Genomic DNA, 21854 nt, shown 5'->3' on the forward strand with positions numbered 1-21854 from the left:
TAGGCCGGATAAGGCGGTTACGCCGCCATCCGGCACTGATGATTCGGAAAAGTCCTTTTCAGATACGGCCTCTCTTTATGTCTGCGCGATCGGGTATACTCTGGCGGCAGCCTGGGGATAGTCATGGAGAGTCAATTTGCGCGTCAGCCGCTCGTTAACAATTAAGCAGATGGCAATGGTTGCGGCCGTTGTCCTGGTGTTTGTATTTATTTTTTGCACCGTTTTGCTGTTTCATTTAGTACAGCAGAACCGCTATAACACGGCTACGCAACTGGAAAGTATCGCCCGTTCTGTCCGCGAACCGCTGTCCGCCGCAATCCTGAAAGCGGATATCCCTGAAGCGGAAACCATCCTGGCGCGCATTCAGCCTGCGGGCGTGGTCAGCCGCGCCGACGTGGTGCTGCCGAACCAATTCCAGGCGCTACGAATGAGTTTTATTCCTGAGCGCTCCGTCCCGGTGACGGTGACGCGTCTGTTTGAACTGCCGGTGCAGATCTCGCTGCCGGTCTATTCCCTTGAGCGGCCAGCCAACCCACAGCCGCTGGCGTATCTGGTGCTCCAGGCGGACTCGTTCCGCATGTATAAGTTCGTGATGAGCACGCTCTCGACGTTAGTGACCATTTACTTACTTTTATCGCTGATGCTGACGGTGGCGATAACCTGGTGTATGAACCGCCTGATTGTGCATCCTCTACGCAAAATCGCCCGGGAGCTTAACGATATCCCGCCGCAGGAGCTGACAGGCCATCAGCTGGCGCTACCGCGTCTGCATCATGACGATGAGATTGGTATGCTGGTGCGTAGCTACAACCTGAATCAGCAGATTGCCCAGCGTCACAGCATTGAGCAAAACGATCATGCGATGCGCTTTCCGGTTTCCGAGCTTCCCAACAAGGCTTTTCTGATGGGGCTTCTGGAACAGGTTGTGACGCGTCAGCAGACGACGGCGTTAATGATTGTCACCTGTGAAACGCTACGCGATACCGCAGGCGTGCTCAAAGAGACGCAGCGGGAAATCCTGTTGCTTACGCTGGTGGAAAAACTGAAATCGGTGCTGGCGCCGCGAATGGTGCTGACGCAGGTGAGCGGCTTTGATTTCGCCATCATCGCGCACGGCGTAAAAGAACCGTGGCACGCGATTACGTTAGGTCAGCAAGTGCTCACTGTCATTAATGAACGGCTGCCGATCGAAAGCATCCAGCTACGCCCCAGTTGCAGCATCGGGGTGGCGATGTTTTACGGCGACCTGACGGCCGAGGCGCTTTATGGTCGCGCCGTCTCCGCCGCCTTTACCGCCCGCCGCAAAGGTAAAAATCAGATTCAGTTCTTTGACCCGGCGCAGATGGAAGCTGCGCAGCAGAGATTGACGGAAGAGAGCGATATTCTCAACGCGCTGGATAACCACCAGTTCGCCATCTGGCTGCAACCGCAGGTGGAGATGTCCAGCGGTAAGGTCCTGAGCGCAGAAGCATTATTACGCGTGCAGCAGCCGGATGGCAGTTGGGAACTCCCGGAAGGGTTAATTGACCGTATCGAATCCTGCGGTCTGATGGTGACGGTCGGGTACTGGGTGCTGGAAGAGTCCTGTCGCCAGCTTTCCGCCTGGCAGGAGCGTGGCGTGATGATGCCGCTCTCGGTGAATCTTTCCGCATTGCAGCTCATGCACCCGAATATGGTGTCGGATCTGCTGGAGCTGCTAAGCCGCTATCGTATTCAGCCGGATACATTGATTCTGGAAGTGACGGAAAGCCGACGTATCGACGACCCGCATGCCGCCGTCGCCATCCTGCGCCCGCTGCGCAGCGCGGGCGTACGCATCGCGCTGGATGACTTTGGTATGGGATACGCAGGGTTGCGTCAGCTTCAGCACATGAAATCGCTGCCGGTCGATATACTAAAAATCGACAAAATGTTTGTTGAGGGATTGCCGGAGGATGACAGCATGGTTACGGCGATTATCCTGATGGCGCGCAGCCTTAACCTGAAAATGATTGCGGAAGGCGTGGAGACCGAAGCGCAGCGCGACTGGCTGGCGCAGGCAGGGGTGGACGTGGCGCAAGGTTTCTTGTTTGCCCGCGCGGTTCCGCCGGATGTGTTTGAAGAACGTTACCTGAAGAACGCGCAGCCTGATTACAAAACTTAAAAAAGGTCAGACTTGTGCGAGCCAGCTCAAAGTTTTTAACATTTTTGTTTCAATTATGATCCAGGTGCATTTCTGTCATGTTGTGTGGGTGTTATTTTAAGGCCGCAGGTTAACCATAACCTTACAAGACCTGTGGTTTTTACTTCAAGGACACCCTATGAAAACCTCTCTGTTCAAAAGCCTTTACTTTCAGGTCCTGACAGCAATTGCCATTGGTATCCTCCTTGGCCATTACTACCCTGAATTAGGCGCACAAATGAAACCGCTTGGCGACGCGTTCGTTAAGCTGATTAAGATGGTCATCGCACCGGTTATCTTCTGTACTGTCGTTACCGGCATTGCAGGTATGGAAAGCATGAAAGCGGTGGGCCGCACCGGTGCGGTTGCGCTGCTTTACTTTGAGATTGTCAGTACGATTGCGTTGATCATTGGTCTCATTATCGTCAACGTCGTTCAGCCTGGCTCCGGGATGAACGTCGATCCGGCGACGCTGGATGCTAAAGCGGTGGCGATCTACGCCGAACAAGCAAAAGACCAGGGAATCGTGGGCTTCCTGATGGATATCATTCCGGGTAGCGTCATCGGCGCGTTCGCCAGCGGTAATATCCTACAGGTTCTGCTGTTTGCGGTGATGTTCGGCTTTGCGCTGCATCGTCTGGGCAGCAAAGGCCAGCTGATTTTCAACGTGATTGAAAGCTTCTCGCAGGTCATTTTCGGCATCATCAACATGATCATGCGCCTGGCGCCTATCGGGGCTTTCGGTGCGATGGCCTTTACTATCGGTAAATACGGCGTGGGTACGCTGGTGCAGTTGGGGCAGTTGATTGTCTGCTTCTACATCACCTGTATTCTGTTCGTGGTGGTGGTGCTTGGCTCGATTGCCCGCGCAGCTGGCTTCAGCATTTTTAAATTTATCCGCTACATCCGTGAAGAACTGCTGATTGTGCTGGGGACGTCCTCCTCCGAATCCGTGTTGCCGCGTATGCTGGATAAGATGGAAAAGCTGGGCTGCCGTAAATCGGTGGTGGGGCTGGTTATTCCCACAGGCTACTCGTTTAACCTGGACGGAACCTCGATCTATCTGACGATGGCGGCGGTGTTTATCGCCCAGGCGACCAACAGTCATATGGATATCTTCCATCAGGTAACTCTGCTGGTGGTGCTGCTGCTCTCCTCGAAAGGGGCGGCCGGGGTAACGGGGAGCGGATTTATCGTGCTGGCTGCGACGATCTCCGCAGTGGGCCACTTACCGGTTGCGGGTCTGGCGCTGATCCTCGGTATCGACCGCTTTATGTCTGAAGCCCGCGCGCTGACCAACCTGGTCGGTAACGGCGTGGCAACGGTCGTTGTGGCGAAGTGGGTGAAAGAACTGGACCACAAAAAGCTGGATGATGTGCTGAATAATCGTGCGCCTGATGGCAAAACGCACGAATTATCCTCTTAATCTCACCTCTTATGCCCGCAGTCCCTTCCAGGACTGCGGGTGTTTGCGCATAATTGACCCCTGCACCCGAATCACTCAACATGTGGCTTCGGGATTTTTTCACTTCTGGCGTGACATTTTTATGTTCGCGCGGTCTAACACGAAGTGTTTTTAACGTCATATTCAGATAAGCCTTCCAGGCTGTCTTTTTATTACCAGGATTGTTGATCAGGGGTTTACATGCAGGGCACAAAAATTCGACTCTTAGCGGGCAGTCTGCTGATGATGGCTACTGTCGGCTATGTGCAGGCAGATGCGCTCCAGCCTGACCCGGCATGGCAACAGGGGACGCTGGCAAATGGATTACAGTGGCAAGTATTAGCTACCCCGCAGCGCCCAAGCGATCGTATTGAGGTTCGTCTGCTGGTCAATACCGGTTCGCTCACCGAAAGTACGCAACAGAGCGGTTTCAGCCACGCCATTCCCCGTATCGCGCTGACGCAAAGCGGCGGCCTTGACGCCGCGCAAGCACGTTCACTCTGGCAGCAGGGCTTTGACCCCAAACGCCCTGTGCCGCCCGTTATCGTTTCTTATGATTCCACGTTATATAACCTCAGCCTGCCCAACACCCGTAACGATCTGCTAAAAGAGGCGCTCTCTTATCTGGCGCATACCTCCGGCAAACTGTCCATCACGCCAGAGACGGTTGCGCATGCAGTCAATAGTGAAGATATGGTTGCCACCTGGCCTATGGACACCAAAGAGGGCTGGTGGCGCTATCGTCTGAAAGGGTCTGCGCTGTTAGGCCACGATCCGGCCGAGCCGCTGAAACAGCCTGTGGATGTGGAGAAACTTAACGCGTTTTACCAGAAATGGTACACCCCGGACGCGATGACGCTGATTATCGTCGGTAACGTGGACGCGCGTTCGGTTTCTGAGCAGATCAACAAAACCTTCGGCGAGTTGCAAGGCAAACGTGAAACGCCTGCGCCGGTGCCGACGCTTTCCCCTCTGCGCGCCGAAGCGGTCAGCATTATGACTGACGCCGTGCGCCAGGATCGTCTCTCCATCATGTGGGATACGCCGTGGCAGCCCATTCGCGAGTCCGCCGCGCTGCTGCGCTACTGGCAGGCGGATTTAGCCCGTGAAGCCCTGTTCTGGCATGTTCAGCAGGCGCTCAGCAAGAACAACGCCAAAGAGATTGGTCTCGGCTTTGACTGCCGGGTGCTGTTCCTGCGTGCGCAGTGCGCGATCAACGTTGAATCCCCCGGCGATAAGCTGAATCTGAACCTGGGGCTGGTGGCGCGTGAACTGGCGAAAGTCCGTGATAACGGCTTGCCGGAAGAGGAGTTTAACGCGCTGGTGGCGCAGAAGAATCTGGAGTTGCAGAAGTTGTTCGCCACTTATGCGCGTACCGATACCGATATCTTGATCAGCCAACGGATGCGCTCGTTGCAAAATCAGGTGGTCGATATTGCCCCGGAACAGTACCAGCGTTTACGGCAGAACTTCCTGAATAACCTGACCGTTGAGATGTTGAATCAAAACCTGCGTCAGCAGCTATCGCAAGATATGGCGTTGATTCTGCTTCAGCCGAAGGGCGAACCGGAGCTGAATATGAAGGACCTACAGGCAACGTGGGATCAAATCATGGCGCCAGTGACAGCAGCAGCAACAAGCGCAGAAACCGATGATGTCCACCCGGAAGTTACGGATATCCCGGCTGCGCAGTAGCAGTAGGCCGGATAAGGCGGTCACGCCGCCATCCGGCGAGAATGTCATGCCTGATGGCGCTACGCTTATCCGGCCTACAGTGCGGTTATTGCGGCATTGCATCGCGCGGGATAATCGCCCCGCGATGCTGAATGACCGTGCTGGCGGTCAGGTGCCCGCGCTGTGCGGCCCCGGCAGCGTCGCCGCCGGTTAAACGTATTGCCAGATACCCGGCGCTAAAGGAGTCGCCCGCTGCGGTGGTGTCGATCACTTTCTCTTTTGGCAATTTCACCGCCGGAACGTCAATCACCTCTTCGCCTTTGATGGAAACCAGGCAGGAATCTGCGCCGCGTTTCACCACCACTTCCTGGACGCCTGCGTCGTGCGTGCGGGCAATGACCTCGGCAACCGGCTTTTCACCCCACAACGCGTCTTCATCATCCAGCGTCAGGAACGCGATATCCGTGCATTCCAGCATCTGCTGATATATCTGCTGCGTCTCTTCTTTGCTTGCCCACAGGCGCGGGCGATAGTTGTTGTCAAAAATGACTTTCCCGCCGTTGGCGCGGCATTCGCGCAGCAGCGACAGTAATTTATCGCGGCTGGACGGGCTTAAAATGGCAAGGCTGATCCCGCTCAGGTAGAGGTAGTCGAAGGTCGCCAGCTCTTCGCAGATTGCCGCAGACTGCTCGCTCTCCAGCCAGAATTTCGCTGCCGCCTCGTTGCGCCAGTAATAGAAAGTGCGTTCGCCAGTGCTGTCCGTCTCGATGTAATAGAGGCCCGGTAGACGGTTTTCCATGCGCTGAGTGAGGGAGGTATCGACATTTTCGCCTTGCCATGAATCCAGCATTTGCTGGCTGAAGCTGTCAGTGCCCAGCGCCGTCACGTAGTGTACGGACAAGGCCGCAGAATCGACCTGACGGGCGATGTAAACGGATGTATTCAACGTGTCGCCACCGAAACCGCGCTGAACGTCTGCGCCTTTCTGTGACAGCTCAATCATGCATTCGCCAATCACGGCAATCTTTTTGGACATAGTCGTGAACCTGCTCTGAAAAAAATTAGCGTTAGTGTGCGCTGTGGTGTATTCAGCGGTCAACTATATTAAAACATCGTTCCATTATTTTTTTGAGCCAACGCGTATTCTGTGTTGATTTTTGTCATGCTGTTTCTATTTTGCGGGACGCTGAACATAAAGTTCTTTGCCAGAGCGCCGATAACCTTTGACGAGTCCGGGCAGTCACACTCTCATTAACAGGACATCTGAGATGATAAAGCAGGTTATCCAGCAGCTAAGCATTCCTGAGGCAAGCATTGAAAGCTTGCAGGAGCGGCGCTTTTGGTTGCAGTGCGAACGTGCTTACACTTATCAGCCAATCTACCAGACCAACGGGCGATTGATGGCCGTGGAACTGCTGACGGTTGTGGTACACCCGGATAACCCTTCCCGGCGCGTTGCCCCGGATCGCTATTTTGCCGAACTGGCGGTAAGACACCGCGTGGATGTGGTGAAAGAACAGCTCCAGTTTCTGGAGCAGAAAGCCGATTTTTTCATGCGTCATGACCTGCTGGCCTCGGTCAATGTCGATGGCCCGACGCTGATCGCGATGCGTCAGCAGCCAGAGGTATTGAAAACGATTGAGCGTCTGCCCTGGCTGCGATTCGAACTGGTGGAACATATTCGTTTACCGAAAGACTCTTCGTTCGCCTCAATGTGTGAATTCGGCCCGCTCTGGCTGGATGATTTCGGCACCGGCATGGCGAATTTCTCTGCCCTGAGCGAAGTGCGTTACGACTACATCAAAGTGGCGCGGGATCTGTTTGTGATGCTGCGCCAGACGCCGGAAGGGCGAAACCTCTTTACGCTGCTGCTGCAACTGATGAACCGCTATTGCCGAGGCGTTATCGTCGAAGGCGTGGAAACGCTGGAAGAGTGGCGCGATGTACAACGTTCGCCCGCTTTCGCGGCGCAGGGGTATTTTCTGTCGCGTCCTGTTCCGCTGGAGAACCTTGAACAGGTGATCCTGATGCTGTAATACCCGCTGTTTCCCGGAATGGCGCGTCTTTCACGCGGTATTCCAGGACGCAGCCTGCCTCCCTTTTCCGTCTGCTGGACTATCTTTAGGACTGGCAAGGAAAGAAGTGAGGAAGTAAAACATGACGAAAGCAGGCAAAATAACCGCTGCCGTATCAGGGACTTTGTTGTTGTTGATCGTCGTACTTATCGTCCTGATTGCGACATTTGACTGGAATCGCCTCAAACCGACCATCAACCAGAAAGTCTCTACAGAACTCAACCGGCCATTCGCCATTCGCGGCGATCTGGGCGTGGTGTGGGAACGTCAAAAACAGGAAACCGGCTGGCGAAGCTGGGTGCCCTGGCCGCACGTTCATGCCGAAGACATTATCCTCGGCAATCCGCCGGATATCCCCGAAGTCACGATGGTGCATCTCCCGCGCGTTGAAGCCACGCTGGCGCCGCTGGCGTTGCTGACCAAAACCGTCTGGCTGCCGTGGATCAAACTGGTGAAGCCTGACGCCCGCCTCATCCGCCTCTCGGAGAAAAACAATAACTGGACCTTCAATCTTGCGGCTGACGAGAAAAACGATCCCAATGCGCAGCCGTCTGCCTGGTCGTTCCGTCTGGATACGATTTTGTTCGATCAGGGGCGTATCGCCATTGACGATAAGGTCAGCAAAGCCGATATCGAGATCCAGGTTGATCCGCTGGGTAAACCGCTGCCTTTTAGCGAAGTCACGGGAGCCAAAAGCAACAACGACAACAACGTGGGGGATTATGTTTTCGGCCTTAAGGCGCAGGGGCGTTATAACGGGGAACCGCTGACCGGCACGGGCAAAATTGGCGGTATGCTGGCGTTACGCAGCGAAGGCGCGCCTTTCCCGGTGCAGGCTGACTTCCGCTCGGGCAATACTCGCGTGGCCTTTGCCGGGGTGGTCAACGATCCGCTGAACATGGGCGGCGTCGATCTCCAGCTTAAGTTTTCCGGCGACTCGCTGGGCGAATTGTACGACCTGACCGGCGTACTGCTGCCGGACACGCCGCCGTTTGAAACGGACGGTCGCCTGGTGGCGAAAATCGATACGGAGACATCCTCAGTTTTTGACTACCGCAATTTTAATGGCCGCATCGGCGACAGCGATATTCACGGCTCTCTTGCTTACACCACCGGCAAGCCGCGCCCCAAACTGGAAGGGGATGTGGAGTCGCGCCAGCTTCGCCTGGCTGACCTGGGGCCGCTGATCGGCGTGGATTCCGGGAAAGGGGCGCAACAGTCGAAACGCGCCGAGCAAAGCAAGGGCGAAAAGAGCATCCAGCCTGCCGACAAAGTGCTGCCTTATGACCGCTTTGAAACCGATAAATGGGACGTGATGGATGCCGACGTGCGCTTTAAGGGCGGGCGTATTGAGCACGGCAGCAGCCTGCCGGTCAGCGATCTCTCTACCCATATCATCCTGAAAAATGCCGATTTACGTTTGCAGCCGCTGAAGTTTGGCCTGGCTGGCGGCAGCATTGTCTCCAGCATTCATCTGGAAGGGGATAAAAAGCCGATGCAGGGAAGGGCGAATATCCAGGCGCGTCGTCTTAAACTGAAAGCGCTGATGCCGGATGTCGAACTGATGCAGAAAACATTGGGCGAAATGAACGGTGACGCGGATATCCGGGGAAGCGGCAATTCAGTGGCGGCGCTGTTAGGTAACAGTAATGGCAACCTGAAGCTGCTGATGAACGATGGCGTGATCAGCCGCAACCTGATGGAGATTGTCGGCCTGAACGTGGGCAACTTTATTGTCGGGCAGATATTTGGCGACGATGAGGTACGGGTCAACTGCGCGGCGGCTAATCTTGACATCGTTAATGGCGTTGCGCGCCCGCAAATCTTTGCTTTTGATACGGAAAATGCGTTGGTTAACGTCACCGGAACCGCGAGTTTCGCCTCTGAGCAACTGGATTTAACCATCGATCCAGAGAGCAAAGGGATTCGCATTATTACGCTGCGTTCGCCGCTGTATGTGCGCGGGTCGTTTAAAAACCCGCAGGCGGGGGTGAAAGCCGGGCCGCTGATCGCGCGAGGCGCGGTCGCTGCGGCGCTGGCGACGTTAGTCACGCCTGCCGCCGCGCTTCTGGCGTTGATTTCCCCGTCAGAAGGCGATGCGAATCAGTGTCGGATGATTTTGTCGCAGATGAAGAAATGATGATAGTGCCGGATGGCGGTGTAAACACCTTATCCGGCCTATGGGTGATGGCGGTCAAATCACAACGACTGGTGGCGCGTTTCATGGGTCAACAGCAGCGCAATCAGCGTCAGGGCGGCCATTGACGCCAGATAAGTGCCGACCGCCGCCAGACCGTAGTTCCCCTGCAACCATGCGGCAATATACGGCGCTACGGACGCACCAAGAATTGACGACACGTTATACGAGAAGGACGCGCCGGTGTAGCGAACCTCTGTCGGGAACAGCTCCGGCAGCAGCGCGCCCATCGGGCCGAAGGTCAGCCCCATCAGACTCAGCCCCAGCAGCAGGAAAACGAATATCAATGCCGGATTACCGGAACCGAGCAACGGTTTAAAGGCAAACAGCGCGAACAGAATGATCATTGTCGTGATAATGACCATGCTCTTACGGCGACCAAAAGCGTCTGCCAGCAGGCCCGCAACCGGCACCATCACGCCAAAGCCGATCACCGCCAGCATCAACATCCACAACACCTCGTTACGCGGTAAACCGAGCCCCGCAGGGGCGGCTGCGGTACTGTACGTCATGGAATAGACCGTCATGATGTAGAACAGCGTATAGGTCGCCAGCATGATGAATGTCCCGAGTACTGTTACGCGTACGTGCTGGGTCAGCAGGGTACCCAGCGGGATTTTCACCTGCTTTTTCGCCGCGGCGACCTTAGCGAATACCGGTGTTTCATGCAGCGAGACGCGGACGTACAGGCCGATAATGACCAGCACCGCAGAGAAAATGAACGGTAAACGCCAGCCCCAGGTCATGAACTGCTCATCGGTCAGCAGCCAGGAGAGGAGCAGGAACGTGCCGTTGGCGAAGAAGAAGCCGATAGGCGCGCCAAGCTGCGGGAAAGAGCCGTACAGCGCGCGCTTGCGCGGCGGGGCGTTTTCGGTCGCCAGTAGCGCCGCGCCGCCCCATTCTCCGCCGAGACCCAGACCCTGGCCAAAGCGCGCCAGCGCCAGCAGCAGCGGGGCGAAAATGCCAATGGTGGCATAGCCCGGCAGCAGGCCGATCACGACGGTGGAGATCCCCATCGTCAGCAATGACGCCACCAGCGTCACTTTACGCCCGACGCGGTCACCGAAGTGGCCGAATAGCGCAGAGCCAATTGGGCGCGCGACAAAGGCGATGGCGAAGGTGGCGAGGGACTGAAGCGTTGCCGCTGCCGGATCGCCCTGCGGGAAGAAAATATGGGGGAACACGATTACCGCGGCAGTCGCGTAAATGTAGAAGTCGAAGAACTCAATGGCGGTGCCGATGAGGGAGGCAACGACGACTTTATTGCGCGAGTTTACCGGAACGTGTTCCTGTTCGTTGTCGAGTGTGGTGGCGGTTGCTTGCATAGTATTTTCTTATTTTTTGGCGAACGAACGGCCATATTACGCACAGCAAAAGCGACATTTCAATCTGTAACAAAGCGGGATTTTGCTCAAATAATGGTCAAAAAGGGGATAATGTTTAGACCTGCGATTTCACGTCTATGAAATGCTTCACACAATTTTAAACTTAGATGATAAAACTGGTTTTAGGTTAAATAAAAGTTACGGTCTGGATTTATATGCTGCAATGCGTGCCGTATAAGGCGTAGCGACCTGCCGGGCGGTAGGCCGGATAAGCATCGCGCCATCCGGCATCAAATGATGAACTAGCGGTGGGTTTTCCCTGGCATACGCGGGTCGTCTTTGTATTCGGCGGTGGCTATCCAGGCCGCGCAAAACAGCGTCAGGCGGGCAAAGAAGTAGAAGAACGCCATCAGGCCAAGCACGGAACCGAATGCGGCGCCGGACGGGGATTTCACCAGAGAAGGCAGCGTGTAGGTCATGATGATTTTGATCACCTCAAAACCGATCGCGGCGATAAACGTACCGCGAATCAATGCCTTCTTGCGTGGTCGATGGCGCGGTAGCCGCCAGAAAATCCAGAAGAACAGCAGGTAGTTGGCGAAAATCGAAATGGCCAGCCCAATCAACCGCCAGGCGGGTTTTAGCCACTCAATGCTGTCGAGATACAGCGCGGAGATAATCATCTGCTGCGCAGAACCGGCAATCGAGGTAATGGACAGCGTGATAATCAGCGCAACCAACAGCCCAATCAGCGAGACAAAATCGCGCAGGTATTTTATCCAGATTTTTTCCTGATCCTGCGGGGTGCGCTCCCACACGTCCCGAGACTGGGCGCGAATCGCTTCACGCAGGTTGCCCATCCAGTTGATCCCGGAATAGAGCGCAATGCCCAGCCCCACCAGGCCGACGGTGGTTCGCTGCTGAACGGCGGTGTTGATAGTGCTTTTCAGCGTGGACGCCAGCGTAGGGTCGCTGACGTTCATCAGGATTTTATTGAAAATGTCCTCTAATAGCGTGGGATGCGACGCGAGAATAAAACCGGCGGCGGCAAACGACACCATCAGGACAGGGATCATCGACAGAAACGAGAAATAGGTGATCGCGGCGCCAAACTGGTTGCCCAGCCGATCGTTAAAACGCTCTGCGGCGCGGATCAGGTGGGCAATCACCGGCTGACGCTGGATTCTCGCTGCCGTCGTGGAGACCGTTTTGAGCGCCTGGGTGGCCTTATTGTTTGTTTCTGGTTCGTCACGATCGTGCGTCTCCACTTTGGGCACTGGCGCATGGTCGAGTTCCTGAATAGGGCGTTTTACATCTTTTTCCTGCGTCATCAGGTCGATAGTCCTTCTTTTGTTAACTCTCAGAACAGTATAGCGTGTCAGTCCACGTAGTCTTTCATTACGCCGGTCAGCCACTCCATAAACAGGTGCACCCGGCGGGAGAGGTTGCGGCGATGCGGGTAGAGCAGGGACACCGGCATTGGGTCAGCGCGATACTGCGGCAGGATCTCGATGAGCGTCCCGGCGCGCAATGCTTCGCGAACGCCGATGCGCGGCACCTGAATGATTCCCAGCCCCGCCAGGCAGGCGGCATGGTAGGTCTCGGTGCTGTTGACCGTCAGAATGCCGCCGGTTTTAATCCACTGCGTGCCGTTTGCCGTTGCCACTTCGAAGCCTTGCGGGCGCGTGCCCAGATTGACGGAATAATGAACCACCGCATGCGAAGCCAGATCGTCCAGGCCTTCTGGGTAGCCAAAACGCGCCAGATACTGCGGGCTGGCGCAGTTAATGACCGACAGCTTTCCCAACGGGCGGGCGATCAACCCGGAATCTTTTAGCGTCCCGACCCGCACTACGCAGTCGAACCCTTCCCGTATCAAATCCACCAGGCGATCGCTGCTGCTGAGTTCCAGCTCAATACCCGGATATTGCTGTAAAAACGCGGGCAGGCGCGGTATCACCAGATTCTTAGCGACCCCAACTGGCATATCGACCCGCAGCTTGCCGCTGATGCTGGCCGGGTCGTGCTGGAACAAACCGTCCAGCTCGTCCAGGTTCGTCAGCAGATCTTTCGCACGTTCGTAATACACCATTCCGTCCTGAGTAAGCTGAACCCGCCGGGTGGTGCGGTGCAGCAACTGCGTACCGAGGTGGTTTTCCAGCGCCTGTATCTGGCGGGATACGCTACCTTTAGGAAGGCCTGATGTTTCGGCGGCGCGGGAAAAACTCTCCAGTTCCGCGACGCGAATGAACAACTGCATTGCGTGAATTTTATCCATCGCGAGGTCCCGGTGTTGTTCTGAATGAAACAGTGAAGCGCATTTCGCTACATTTATTGTTTTTCTAACACCTAATAAGCTCTTTCTCAATCTTCACAACACCTGAAATGAGGTTTCTTATGACGCAACGTATCGCATTAGTGACCGGCGGCAGCCGAGGGCTCGGTAAAAACGCGGCGCTTAAGCTGGCGAGCAGAGGAATCGGGATCATTCTGACGTGGAACAGCAATGAAAAAGAGGCGCAGCAGGTCGTGCATGAAATTACGCAATCAGGCGGGAAAGCCGCAGCATTGCAGTTGAATGTCGGGGATATTTCGGGATTCCCGGCGTTTGTTGAAAAGGTGCGGGAAACCCTGAAAGCGGAGTGGCAGCGTGATTCGTTTGATTATTTATTGAACAATGCCGGAATCGGCATCAACGCGCCGTATTCGACCTTCACTGAAGCGCAGTTTGACCAGCTTTTGAATATTCAGTTTAAAGGGCCGTTTTTCCTGACTCAGGGGCTGTTACCCCTGCTGAAGAATGGCGGCAGGATCCTCAATGTGTCAACGGGGCTGGCCCGTTTTGCGTTGCCTGGCTACAGCGCTTATGCCGCGATGAAGGGGGCGATGGAAGTGCTGACGCGTTATCAGGCAAAAGAGCTGGGCGAGCGCGGCATTAGCGTGAACATTATTGCGCCGGGAGCCATTGAAACTGATTTTGGCGGCGGCAATGTGCGGGACAATGAACAACTGAATGCGTATATCGCGTCACAAACCGCCCTGGGACGGGTTGGTTTGCCGGACGATATTGGTGATGCCATCGCCGCGTTGCTCAGCGATGAACTGGGCTGGATGACCGCGCAGCGTATCGAAGTGTCGGGCGGCATGTTCTTATAATCAGGATGATAATATTAAGCGGGTGGTTTACACCCGCAACATTAATTTAGATTAAGGATAAACTTATTTCAGGAACGCTGTTTTATTCCTGACGTTAATTTTAATATTTCGCGATGACTGTTCATCGACTTCTCTTTATTTCCCTCGCCGCCCACAATAAATTTCTCAACCTTTGCGTTATAGTCACTGTAATGCCAAAAAAATCTGTTATATCTATCAAAACAGATAATTAAAATAATATTAAAAGCCTTCTTTATGGAGGGGCTTTTTTAGGGACGATCATGACGAATAACGCTTCGCAGGCGATGCATTCGCCTTTTGAACACTGTCTGGGCATCATCCGTCAGGCGTCAGTGGAGATCCTGCTGCTGCTGGGCGTACATGTTGCGGAAGGAAAAGAACCGCGCTGGTTTATGGAACAACTGGATCAAGCCCGCCTTAATTTAGGCGGCTGGAGCGTGGTGGCAAAAAAATTACATATAAACGATGCGCAACTGAGCCAGTTTATGCTGCATTTGCGACATCTCCAGCAGTATGTTCCGCAATATGACAGCGGGAAGGATGTCAGTGAAAACCAACTGCTTGCCGCCCTGCGTTTTGTGGCGTCGCTGGAACAACTGCGCCAGCGGCAGCCGCTTCTCACTTATCAGACTGATATTGATGCAGGCAATCAGGACGCGCAAATACAGGCCCGGCGTCAGCTGCGGGCGATTGAACTCACGCTGAAAGCGCTCATTTCGCAGGTGTGGCCGGATCGTCATCAGCTGAATAGCTACCTGAAGCTGCATTTTGGCGCCGATCGTCTGCGACGCTGGTTAAAACTCAGCGAAGGACAGGATGCGCTCAGCGCGATGCTGTTCAGCGAGCTGGCATTGATGGTGGTCGATAAAAAGTCGTTTGCCCGTCACTATTCCGCATTTTTCAAAGACGCGTCTGCGCTGACGCTGTTTGTTGAGCCGCGTACGACCCTGCGTATGTTCCTTGAGGATTGCCGTCAGGCGCGTAACGGCATCATCGCCGGGCAGCCGCTCAGTTCCGTACAGTTGTCTCTACTGGATTGTCAGTTCCGCCAGATCACCCGCTCGGTACAGCGGGCGTTTAATGAAAAACGCACTCGCATAAACCCGGCTTCGTTTATGGCGTCCGATGAGGGCGTGGTGGAGAAATTCTGGGAGGAGGCGCGAGAAAAAGACGCGCTGGCGGGGGGAGATAACCAGGAAATTGGCGAGAGTATTGAACCGCCTCACAAGCGACAGCAGCGGACGGCTGAAGAGCGTGAGCAGCTGATTTCCGGGGTGTTGTGGGGTGCGGTTGGTACAATGGTGCTGGCGATCCTGGTGGGGGCGTTTTGGTTGTTCAGCTCGCCGCCTCCTTCTGCCGCGCCCGTACAACGCGACGAGGTCATGCAGGATGACGCCCGGCTTGAGGCGCCCTCCGCGCGGGAAACCATGAGCCGCATGGGGATCACCTGGGACCCGTTTAATATGCGCTCGGCGATCGACCGTAATGATACGCGCGTTACGGCGTTGTTCTTACAGGGCGGGATGAACTGGCAGCTGGCCTGGACCGAACAGGCGTTTTCGACGGGCAACGCCGATGTGCTGCAACTGCTGCTGCGCTACCCTTCGCTGATGGATGAGGTAAAACCCTGCCGACGCTTCCTGACGTCGCTGAGCCACGCCATGCTGAACGGAGCGTCGCTGACGTCGCTGCATAAAAAGTATCTGCAAAGTTTTTGTACCGTTCCGGCGGTGGTGATGCGCCAGCAGCATGATATGGAGCAGGCCCGGCTGCGTGTTCAGGCCGAGCCCAGCGTGGAAAACAAAAAATGGTTAAAGATTCAGACCGCCATTTATAACGTGATTCGGTAACGCCGCTATGGTTCGCCGTATAAACCAATCAAACGGCGAACCACGCCATTGGTCCAGCCAAACCCATCCTGCAACGGATATTCCCCGCCGCCCCCTTCACGCGGCGTGCCGCAGGCAATATGGTACTTTTCGATCAGTTTATGGTGCTGCTGGTAAAAAATATTGACGGTTTTTAACCAGTTGCGGGCAATTTCATCCCCCAGCATATCGTCGCCGTACAGCTTGAAGCCCTGGATTGCCATCCACTGTAGCGGCGCCCAGCCGTTAGGCTTATCCCATTGCTCGCCGGTTTCATGCTCCGTCGCCATGATCCCGCCAGGCGTCAGCAGACGGCTGCGAACGGCGTTAGCGAGGCGGTCTGCCTGCTCGTGAGTCGCCATGCCGACGTACAGCGGCACGATACTGGCGGCGGAAAAGAGCGCCATTTGCTCGCGCCGCCAGTCGTAATCCCGATAGCAGCCATTCTCGTCATCCCACAGATAGCGGTTTACGGCGGCGCGGCGATCGCTGGCTTTCTGGCGAAATGCCGCTTCGGTTTCACGGTCGCCTTTCAGGGCGGAAATGTTGGCAATCGCGCTCTCCAGTTTGTAGAGGAAAGCGTTCAGGTCGATGGGGATGAACTGGGTTGTGCGGATGCTGGCCAGTCGGCTTGCATCGCGCAGCCAGCGTGATGAGTAATCCCAACCGGAGGCCGCACCGGCACGGAGATCCCGGTATACCTCATTGGCCGGGCGACCCGAATGTTTGGCGGTTTCCACATCCTCCAGCCACGATTCGTCGCGGGGGGTGTCGCGATCGTCCCAGTAGCGGTTGAGCAGGGAACCGTCCGGCATTCTGATGACATGGCGATAGGCCTGGTTGAGCACCAGAGATTCCGCGCCGTCCATCCAGAAAGCGTACTCCATTTTCAGATGATCCAGATAGCGCCGCGCCCCGCGCACGCCATCCTCTTCGAACAATTCGACCATCAGCGCAAAGACCGGTGGCTGCGAGCGGCTCAAATAATATGTGCGGTTTCCGTTGGGGATGTGGCCGTAATTCTCAATCATCCACGCGAAGTTGTCCGCCATACATTTCAGCAGGTCTTCCCGGCCGCTTTCCGCCAGGCCCAGCATGGTGAAATAGGAGTCCCAGTAGTAGGTTTCGCTAAAACGTCCGCCTGGCACGATATAGGATTGCGGCAGCGCCAGCAGCGAGGACCAGGGAATGTGATCCTGCGGCTCACGCGTCAGCACCGGCCAGAGCTGATCAATATGCTCTTTCAGTGAATTTTCCGGGTTGGAGACATATTCACTGGACCAGGTTTCCGGTAGCCAGAAGTGATTTTCAACAAAGCGCAGCAGGTCAAAGTCGCGGTGTCGTCTGACCTTACGGTAGCGGATCAGAATATCCAGCGGGTCCATTTTTGGCGCGCAGTCGGGGAAAGTTTTACTGTCGGCAAAAAGCCGGGATGATTGCACATGCTCGAACAGCTCAAGATAGCGATCGGCTGGGGTAAGGGCGTCGGAGGCGGGTAGCCCCTCAATCATCTCAGGTTCCGGTTCTGCCTCGATCATTTCATCCAGCTTTAACTCGCACGGATCCGTTTCATAAAGCAGATCGATTTCGATCGTTAATTCGTCGGATGGGGCGGGGTGTAATTTCTGGTTGAGCATAATGAGAAGGACCTCCGGATTGCGTCGTAAATGATACGGGTGTTGCCCGGCTGTCTATTAAGCGTAGACATTCGCTTCGGTATATGAGGTGCAAACTGTGCGATAGATCACGCTTTGTTAATGCGTGAAAAAGAGTCTTTAAATATAGATTACTGATAATAATATAAAAAATATGGAATAGCCGTAACAGGAAGATTTTCACTTTCAGAACATTCGATTGCAACGAGTTATGAATACCGACGCCGAAAGACCCTGCTTATAATAGGGAAAAGCTATCTTATCGATAGTTTATCCCCATGTAATTGCTTGATACTTATCAAAAACCCTTCGCCTGTATTTCCTATGATGGCTATGTCTAATAAAGACATACGCCTGATTTATGTTCATCTTCTGGGCCATAATATCTCACTATAGTGAGGGTAAAATAATGAAAATCATTACCCGTCTTACCGCGATAGCCATAGCAGGCATTGCGATTTGTTATTTAGGATTATCTGGTTACGTCTGGTATCACGATAATCAACGTAGTAAAGAAGCTGATGTGCAAGCCTCAACGCTGGAAGACAATAATAAAATCCTGGGTTTTTTGCGGGAAAAGGGATGCGATTATTGTCATACCCCCTCTGCTGAACTGCCTTTTTATTCCTCTTTTCCCGTTGCTAAGCAGTTGATGAATTATGACATTCAACTGGGCTATAAATCTTTCAACCTTGAAGCAGTACGCGCCGCGTTGGTCGCGGATAAACCCGTCACGCAAAGCGATCTGAATAAGATTGAATGGGTGATGCAGTACGAAACAATGCCGCCAACGCGCTATACCGCGCTGCACTGGGCCGGTAAGGTCAGTGATACGGAGCGGGAGGAGATTCTCGGCTGGATCGCTAAACAGCGCGAACGTTACTACGCCAGCGCGGATACGGCGGCGGCGCATCGTAATGAGCCGGTTCAGCCTGTCCCCGAAAAACTGCCGGTTGACGATCAAAAAGTCGCACTGGGTTTTACCCTCTACCACGATGCCCGTTTATCGGGTGACAGTACCATCTCCTGCGCGCATTGCCATGCGCTGAATGCGGGCGGCGTGGACGGCAGGAAAACCTCCATCGGCGTGGGCGGTGCGGTAGGGCCAATCAACGCGCCAACGGTGTTCAACTCGATCTTTAACGTTGAGCAATTCTGGGATGGTCGCGCGCCGACGTTGCAGGCGCAGGCTGGCGGGCCGCCGTTAAACCCGATTGAAATGGCCTCTAAATCCTGGGATGAAATCATTGGGAAACTCGATAAAGATCCGGTGCTAAAACAGCAGTTCACGGCGATATATCCGCAAGGCTTCAGCGGAGAAACGATTACGGATGCCATTGCCGAGTTTGAGAAGACGCTGATTACGCCAAATTCGCCTTTCGATAAGTGGTTACGAGGGGATGAAAATGCGCTGACGGCGCAGCAGAAACATGGCTATGAGCTGTTCAAAGAGAATAAATGCGCGACCTGTCACGGCGGTATTATTCTCGGTGGGCGTTCCTTCGAGCCGTTGGGTCTGAAGAAAGACTTTAATTTCGGCGAAATTACCGCTGCGGACATTGGACGTATGAACGTCACCAATGAAGTTCGCGATAAATTGCGTCAGAAAGTGCCCGGATTACGTAACGTTGCGCTGACCGCGCCGTATTTCCACCGGGGGGATGTGCCAACCCTCGACGGAGCGGTGAAACTGATGTTGCGTTATCAGGTGGGGAAAGAGATTCCGCAGAAAGACATTGATGATATCGTCGCGTTCCTGGAAAGCCTGAACGGGGTGTATACGCCGTATATGCAAGGAAAATAAAAGAATGCCGGATGACGGCTGAAGTTTTATCGGGTCTACGGAAAACCGCATGCGTAGACCCGATAAGCATAGCGCCATCGGGCATGGCGCCGGATGACCGCGTAAACGCCTTATCCGGCCGACAGGATCGTCACACCATCCGGCGCTTATCGACGATTAACGCATTGTCACGAACTCTTCCGCCGCCGTTGGGTGAATCGCCACGGTGTTGTCGAAGTCTTTCTTGGTGGCGCCCATTTTCAGCGCGACCGCGAAGCCCTGCAACATTTCATCCATCCCGAAGCCGATGCCGTGAATACCGACAATCTTCTCGTCTTCGCCGACGCACACCAGCTTCATGCGGCAGGGCTGACGGTGAGAGGTCACCGCAGTGTACATGGCTGTGAACGATGATTTGTACACTTTCACCTGGTCGTCGCCGTACTGTTCGCGCGCCTGTGGTTCGGTCAGGCCCACGGTGCCAATCGGCGGGTGGCTAAAGACCACGGTCGGAATATTGCTGTAGTCCAGATGCTCGTTCGGCTTGTTGTTGAACAAACGTTCGGAGAGACGACGACCCGCCGCCACGGCGACTGGTGTCAGCTCAACCGCACCGGTGTTATCGCCCACCGCATAAATACCTTCCACGCTGGTATTCTGGAATTTATCGACGACGATGTACCCTTTTTCGTTGGTTTTCACGCCGGTGGCGGCAAGGTTAACGTTGTCGGTTGCCGGTTCGCGGCCAATCGCCCAAATCAGGCAATCCACCGTTTCGCTGCGACCGTCTTCCAGTTGCAGGGTCAGGCTGCCGTCGGCGTTTTTCACCACCGCTTTCGGGATCGCGTGGGTGTGAAGGGTCGGGCCTTCTGTGTTCATCACTTCAACCAGCGTTTCGGTGATCATCGGGTCAAAGCTGCGCAGCGGCGCGTGTTTACGCACGAACAGGTGCGTTTGGGCGCCCAGGCCGTTAATCACACCAGCCAGTTCTACGGCGATGTAACCTGCGCCGACCACCGCAACGCGCTCCGGCAGCGCAGGCAGCGCAAAGAAACCGTCGGAGTCGATACCGTATTCCGTACCCGGAATGGACGGATGGCTCGGGCGACCGCCGGTGGCGATCAGAATGTGATCGGCAGTGATCGTTTCCCCATTCACTTCAAGGGTTCTGGCATCCACGAAGCGGGCGAAGCCTTTGATCACATCCACGTTATTTTTACCCAGCACGTTGTCGTACGAGGTGTGAATACGGTCGATATAGGCCGTGCGGCTGGCAATCAGCGTGTCCCAGTTGAACGCGTTGATGGTGGTGTCAAAGCCGTAGTCCGGGCCGTACATATGGATCGCTTCGCGAATCTGCGCGGCATGCCACATCACTTTTTTAGGGACGCAACCGACGTTGACGCAGGTGCCGCCCAGCTCTTTGGCTTCAATCAACGCACATTTCTGACCGTACATAGCGGCACGGTTAATCGAGGCAATACCGCCGCTTCCGCCGCCGATCGCGATGTAATCATAGTGTTTGGTCATGACCGCTCCTTCATGTTCATTGTAGGGCGAATGAGCGCAATGCCATTCGCCAAAATATTCGCGATTGTATACCTGGAATTAAAAGGTTCCACCGATGGCTGTGATTACTCTGGCACGATCCAGCTGACGGAAGCGTGCCCGGTGCCCGCTGGAACCAGCTTGCTGTGCAGCCACGGCAGCACGTTGTTCATCTGTTGTTCCAGCTTCCACGGCGGGTTAATGACGATCATGCCAGAGGCGGTCATGCCGCGCTGGTCGCTGTCCGGGCGTACTGCCAGCTCAATTTGCAGGATTTTGCGGATTCCGGTGTCTTCCAGGTCGTGAATCATGCGTTTAATTTGCTGGCGTAACACCACCGGATACCACAGCGCATAGGTGCCGGTGGCAAAGCGCTTATACCCTTCGCTGATGCCGCTGACGACCGCCTGATAATCGGTTTTCATTTCGTAAGGCGGGTCGATGAGGATCAGGCCGCGACGCGAAACCGGCGGCAGTTTGGACTTCAACTGCATATAGCCGTCGGCACGCTCCACGCGGGCGCGGCTGTCTTTTTGAAACTCAGAACGCAGCAGCGGGAAATCGCTTGAATGCAGCTCCGTCAGTTGTAGGCTGTCCTGCTCACGCAGCAACTGGCGGGCGATGAGCGGGGAACCCGGGTAGTAACGCAGTTGCCCGTTACGGTTAAAGTGCTCTACCACGCCGATATAAGGCTCCAGCTCGACCGGTAAATCGTCCTGCTGCCAGATGCGGGCGATCCCTTCCATATATTCACCGGTGCGTTCGGCGTGTTCGCCGCTCAGCTGATAACGGCCAGCGCCAGCGTGCGTGTCCAGATAAAGAAACGGTTTCTCTTTCTCTTTGAGCGACTCGATAATCAGGCTCTGAACAGTGTGTTTGAGGACGTCGGCGTGGTTGCCAGCGTGAAAGCTGTGGCGATAACTGAGCATGGGTAATTAAATTCCGCT

Annotated in this window: 15 protein-coding genes; 8 read left to right on the forward strand and 7 right to left on the reverse strand. The window is 55.0% G+C overall.

Annotated elements, in window-relative coordinates; genetic code table 11:
• Nucleotides 1-136: 136 nt before the first annotated feature.
• From hmsP to OGV82_RS04565, 3 genes are all read left to right on the forward strand, one after another.
• Nucleotides 137-2143: a biofilm formation regulator HmsP gene (gene hmsP, locus OGV82_RS04555; protein WP_024131042.1), complete on the forward strand. Its 2007-nt coding sequence runs from the start codon at nt 137-139 to the stop codon at nt 2141-2143.
• A 157-nt stretch (nt 2144-2300) separates the two neighbouring features.
• Nucleotides 2301-3587, forward strand: coding sequence for a C4-dicarboxylate transporter DctC (dctA, locus tag OGV82_RS04560; protein ID WP_012135654.1), 1287 nt, complete (start codon nt 2301-2303; stop codon nt 3585-3587).
• A gap of 219 nt (nt 3588-3806) precedes the next feature.
• Nucleotides 3807-5300 carry a M16 family metallopeptidase gene (locus OGV82_RS04565; protein WP_047460417.1) on the forward strand — a complete coding sequence of 498 codons (1494 nt, stop codon included), beginning with the start codon at nt 3807-3809 and terminating at the stop codon, nt 5298-5300.
• Between the two features lie 85 nt (nt 5301-5385).
• Here the strand turns inward: OGV82_RS04565 and kdgK are convergent, their stop codons facing one another.
• Nucleotides 5386-6315, reverse strand: a complete 930-nt coding sequence (gene kdgK / locus OGV82_RS04570; RefSeq protein ID WP_047460420.1) for a 2-dehydro-3-deoxygluconokinase — start codon at nt 6313-6315, stop codon at nt 5386-5388.
• 232 nt (nt 6316-6547) lie between these two features.
• On the opposite strand from kdgK, the gene pdeH reads away from it, so the two are divergent.
• A complete protein-coding gene (gene pdeH, locus OGV82_RS04575) occupies nt 6548-7315 on the forward strand; it encodes a cyclic-guanylate-specific phosphodiesterase (protein WP_012135651.1) in 768 nt (255 codons plus the stop codon).
• A 121-nt stretch (nt 7316-7436) separates the two neighbouring features.
• Nucleotides 7437-9494: an AsmA family protein gene (locus OGV82_RS04580; protein WP_101744181.1), complete on the forward strand. Its 2058-nt coding sequence runs from the start codon at nt 7437-7439 to the stop codon at nt 9492-9494.
• 59 nt (nt 9495-9553) lie between these two features.
• Here OGV82_RS04580 and OGV82_RS04585 read toward each other — a convergent pair whose 3' ends face one another.
• From OGV82_RS04585 to OGV82_RS04595, 3 genes are all read right to left on the reverse strand, one after another.
• Entirely contained in the window at nt 9554-10876 is a 1323-nt protein-coding gene (locus tag OGV82_RS04585; RefSeq protein WP_047460426.1) for an MFS transporter, read from the reverse strand.
• 302 nt (nt 10877-11178) lie between these two features.
• Nucleotides 11179-12207: an inner membrane protein YhjD gene (yhjD, locus tag OGV82_RS04590; RefSeq protein WP_012135646.1), complete on the reverse strand. Its 1029-nt coding sequence runs from the start codon at nt 12205-12207 to the stop codon at nt 11179-11181.
• Between the two features lie 47 nt (nt 12208-12254).
• Nucleotides 12255-13154, reverse strand: a complete 900-nt coding sequence (locus OGV82_RS04595) for a LysR family transcriptional regulator (RefSeq protein ID WP_047460427.1) — start codon at nt 13152-13154, stop codon at nt 12255-12257.
• 119 nt (nt 13155-13273) lie between these two features.
• Between OGV82_RS04595 and OGV82_RS04600 the strand changes: the two genes are divergently transcribed.
• Both OGV82_RS04600 and OGV82_RS04605 read left to right on the forward strand, forming a co-directional pair.
• Nucleotides 13274-14032, forward strand: a complete 759-nt coding sequence (locus tag OGV82_RS04600; protein WP_101744182.1) for an SDR family NAD(P)-dependent oxidoreductase — start codon at nt 13274-13276, stop codon at nt 14030-14032.
• 281 nt (nt 14033-14313) lie between these two features.
• Entirely contained in the window at nt 14314-15903 is a 1590-nt protein-coding gene (locus OGV82_RS04605) for an STY4199 family HEPN domain-containing protein (protein WP_101744183.1), read from the forward strand.
• 5 nt (nt 15904-15908) lie between these two features.
• Here OGV82_RS04605 and OGV82_RS04610 read toward each other — a convergent pair whose 3' ends face one another.
• Entirely contained in the window at nt 15909-17558 is a 1650-nt protein-coding gene (locus OGV82_RS04610; RefSeq protein ID WP_101744184.1) for an alpha,alpha-trehalase, read from the reverse strand.
• A 427-nt stretch (nt 17559-17985) separates the two neighbouring features.
• On the opposite strand from OGV82_RS04610, the gene OGV82_RS04615 reads away from it, so the two are divergent.
• A complete protein-coding gene (locus tag OGV82_RS04615) occupies nt 17986-19380 on the forward strand; it encodes a cytochrome-c peroxidase (RefSeq protein ID WP_071259278.1) in 1395 nt (464 codons plus the stop codon).
• Between the two features lie 156 nt (nt 19381-19536).
• Here the strand turns inward: OGV82_RS04615 and gorA are convergent, their stop codons facing one another.
• Together gorA and OGV82_RS04625 are read right to left on the reverse strand one after the other, a co-directional pair.
• A complete protein-coding gene (gorA, locus tag OGV82_RS04620) occupies nt 19537-20889 on the reverse strand; it encodes a glutathione-disulfide reductase (RefSeq protein ID WP_047460436.1) in 1353 nt (450 codons plus the stop codon).
• A gap of 104 nt (nt 20890-20993) precedes the next feature.
• Nucleotides 20994-21836, reverse strand: coding sequence for a 23S rRNA (adenine(2030)-N(6))-methyltransferase RlmJ (locus tag OGV82_RS04625; RefSeq protein ID WP_049009396.1), 843 nt, complete (start codon nt 21834-21836; stop codon nt 20994-20996).
• Between the last annotated feature and the right edge of the window lie 18 nt (nt 21837-21854).

Origin of the sequence: Citrobacter sp. CK191 (assembly GCF_030333435.1) — a bacterium.
GTDB classification, from domain to species: domain Bacteria; phylum Pseudomonadota; class Gammaproteobacteria; order Enterobacterales; family Enterobacteriaceae; genus Citrobacter_B; species Citrobacter_B koseri.

Bases quoted from the DNA above. Each gene is read 5' to 3' on its own strand.
- OGV82_RS04615 (WP_071259278.1), top strand. From the start codon at position 17,986: ATGAAAATCATTACCCGTCTTACCGCGATAGCCATAGCAGGCATTGCG.
- OGV82_RS04565 (WP_047460417.1), top strand. From the start codon at position 3,807: ATGCAGGGCACAAAAATTCGACTCTTAGCGGGCAGTCTGCTGATGATG.
- gorA (WP_047460436.1), bottom strand. From the start codon at position 20,889: ATGACCAAACACTATGATTACATCGCGATCGGCGGCGGAAGCGGCGGT.
- OGV82_RS04585 (WP_047460426.1), bottom strand. From the start codon at position 10,876: ATGCAAGCAACCGCCACCACACTCGACAACGAACAGGAACACGTTCCG.
- OGV82_RS04595 (WP_047460427.1), bottom strand. From the start codon at position 13,154: ATGGATAAAATTCACGCAATGCAGTTGTTCATTCGCGTCGCGGAACTG.
- OGV82_RS04625 (WP_049009396.1), bottom strand. From the start codon at position 21,836: ATGCTCAGTTATCGCCACAGCTTTCACGCTGGCAACCACGCCGACGTC.
- OGV82_RS04600 (WP_101744182.1), top strand. From the start codon at position 13,274: ATGACGCAACGTATCGCATTAGTGACCGGCGGCAGCCGAGGGCTCGGT.
- pdeH (WP_012135651.1), top strand. From the start codon at position 6,548: ATGATAAAGCAGGTTATCCAGCAGCTAAGCATTCCTGAGGCAAGCATT.
- OGV82_RS04610 (WP_101744184.1), bottom strand. From the start codon at position 17,558: ATGCTCAACCAGAAATTACACCCCGCCCCATCCGACGAATTAACGATC.
- yhjD (WP_012135646.1), bottom strand. From the start codon at position 12,207: ATGACGCAGGAAAAAGATGTAAAACGCCCTATTCAGGAACTCGACCAT.
- kdgK (WP_047460420.1), bottom strand. From the start codon at position 6,315: ATGTCCAAAAAGATTGCCGTGATTGGCGAATGCATGATTGAGCTGTCA.
- OGV82_RS04580 (WP_101744181.1), top strand. From the start codon at position 7,437: ATGACGAAAGCAGGCAAAATAACCGCTGCCGTATCAGGGACTTTGTTG.
- OGV82_RS04605 (WP_101744183.1), top strand. From the start codon at position 14,314: ATGACGAATAACGCTTCGCAGGCGATGCATTCGCCTTTTGAACACTGT.
- dctA (WP_012135654.1), top strand. From the start codon at position 2,301: ATGAAAACCTCTCTGTTCAAAAGCCTTTACTTTCAGGTCCTGACAGCA.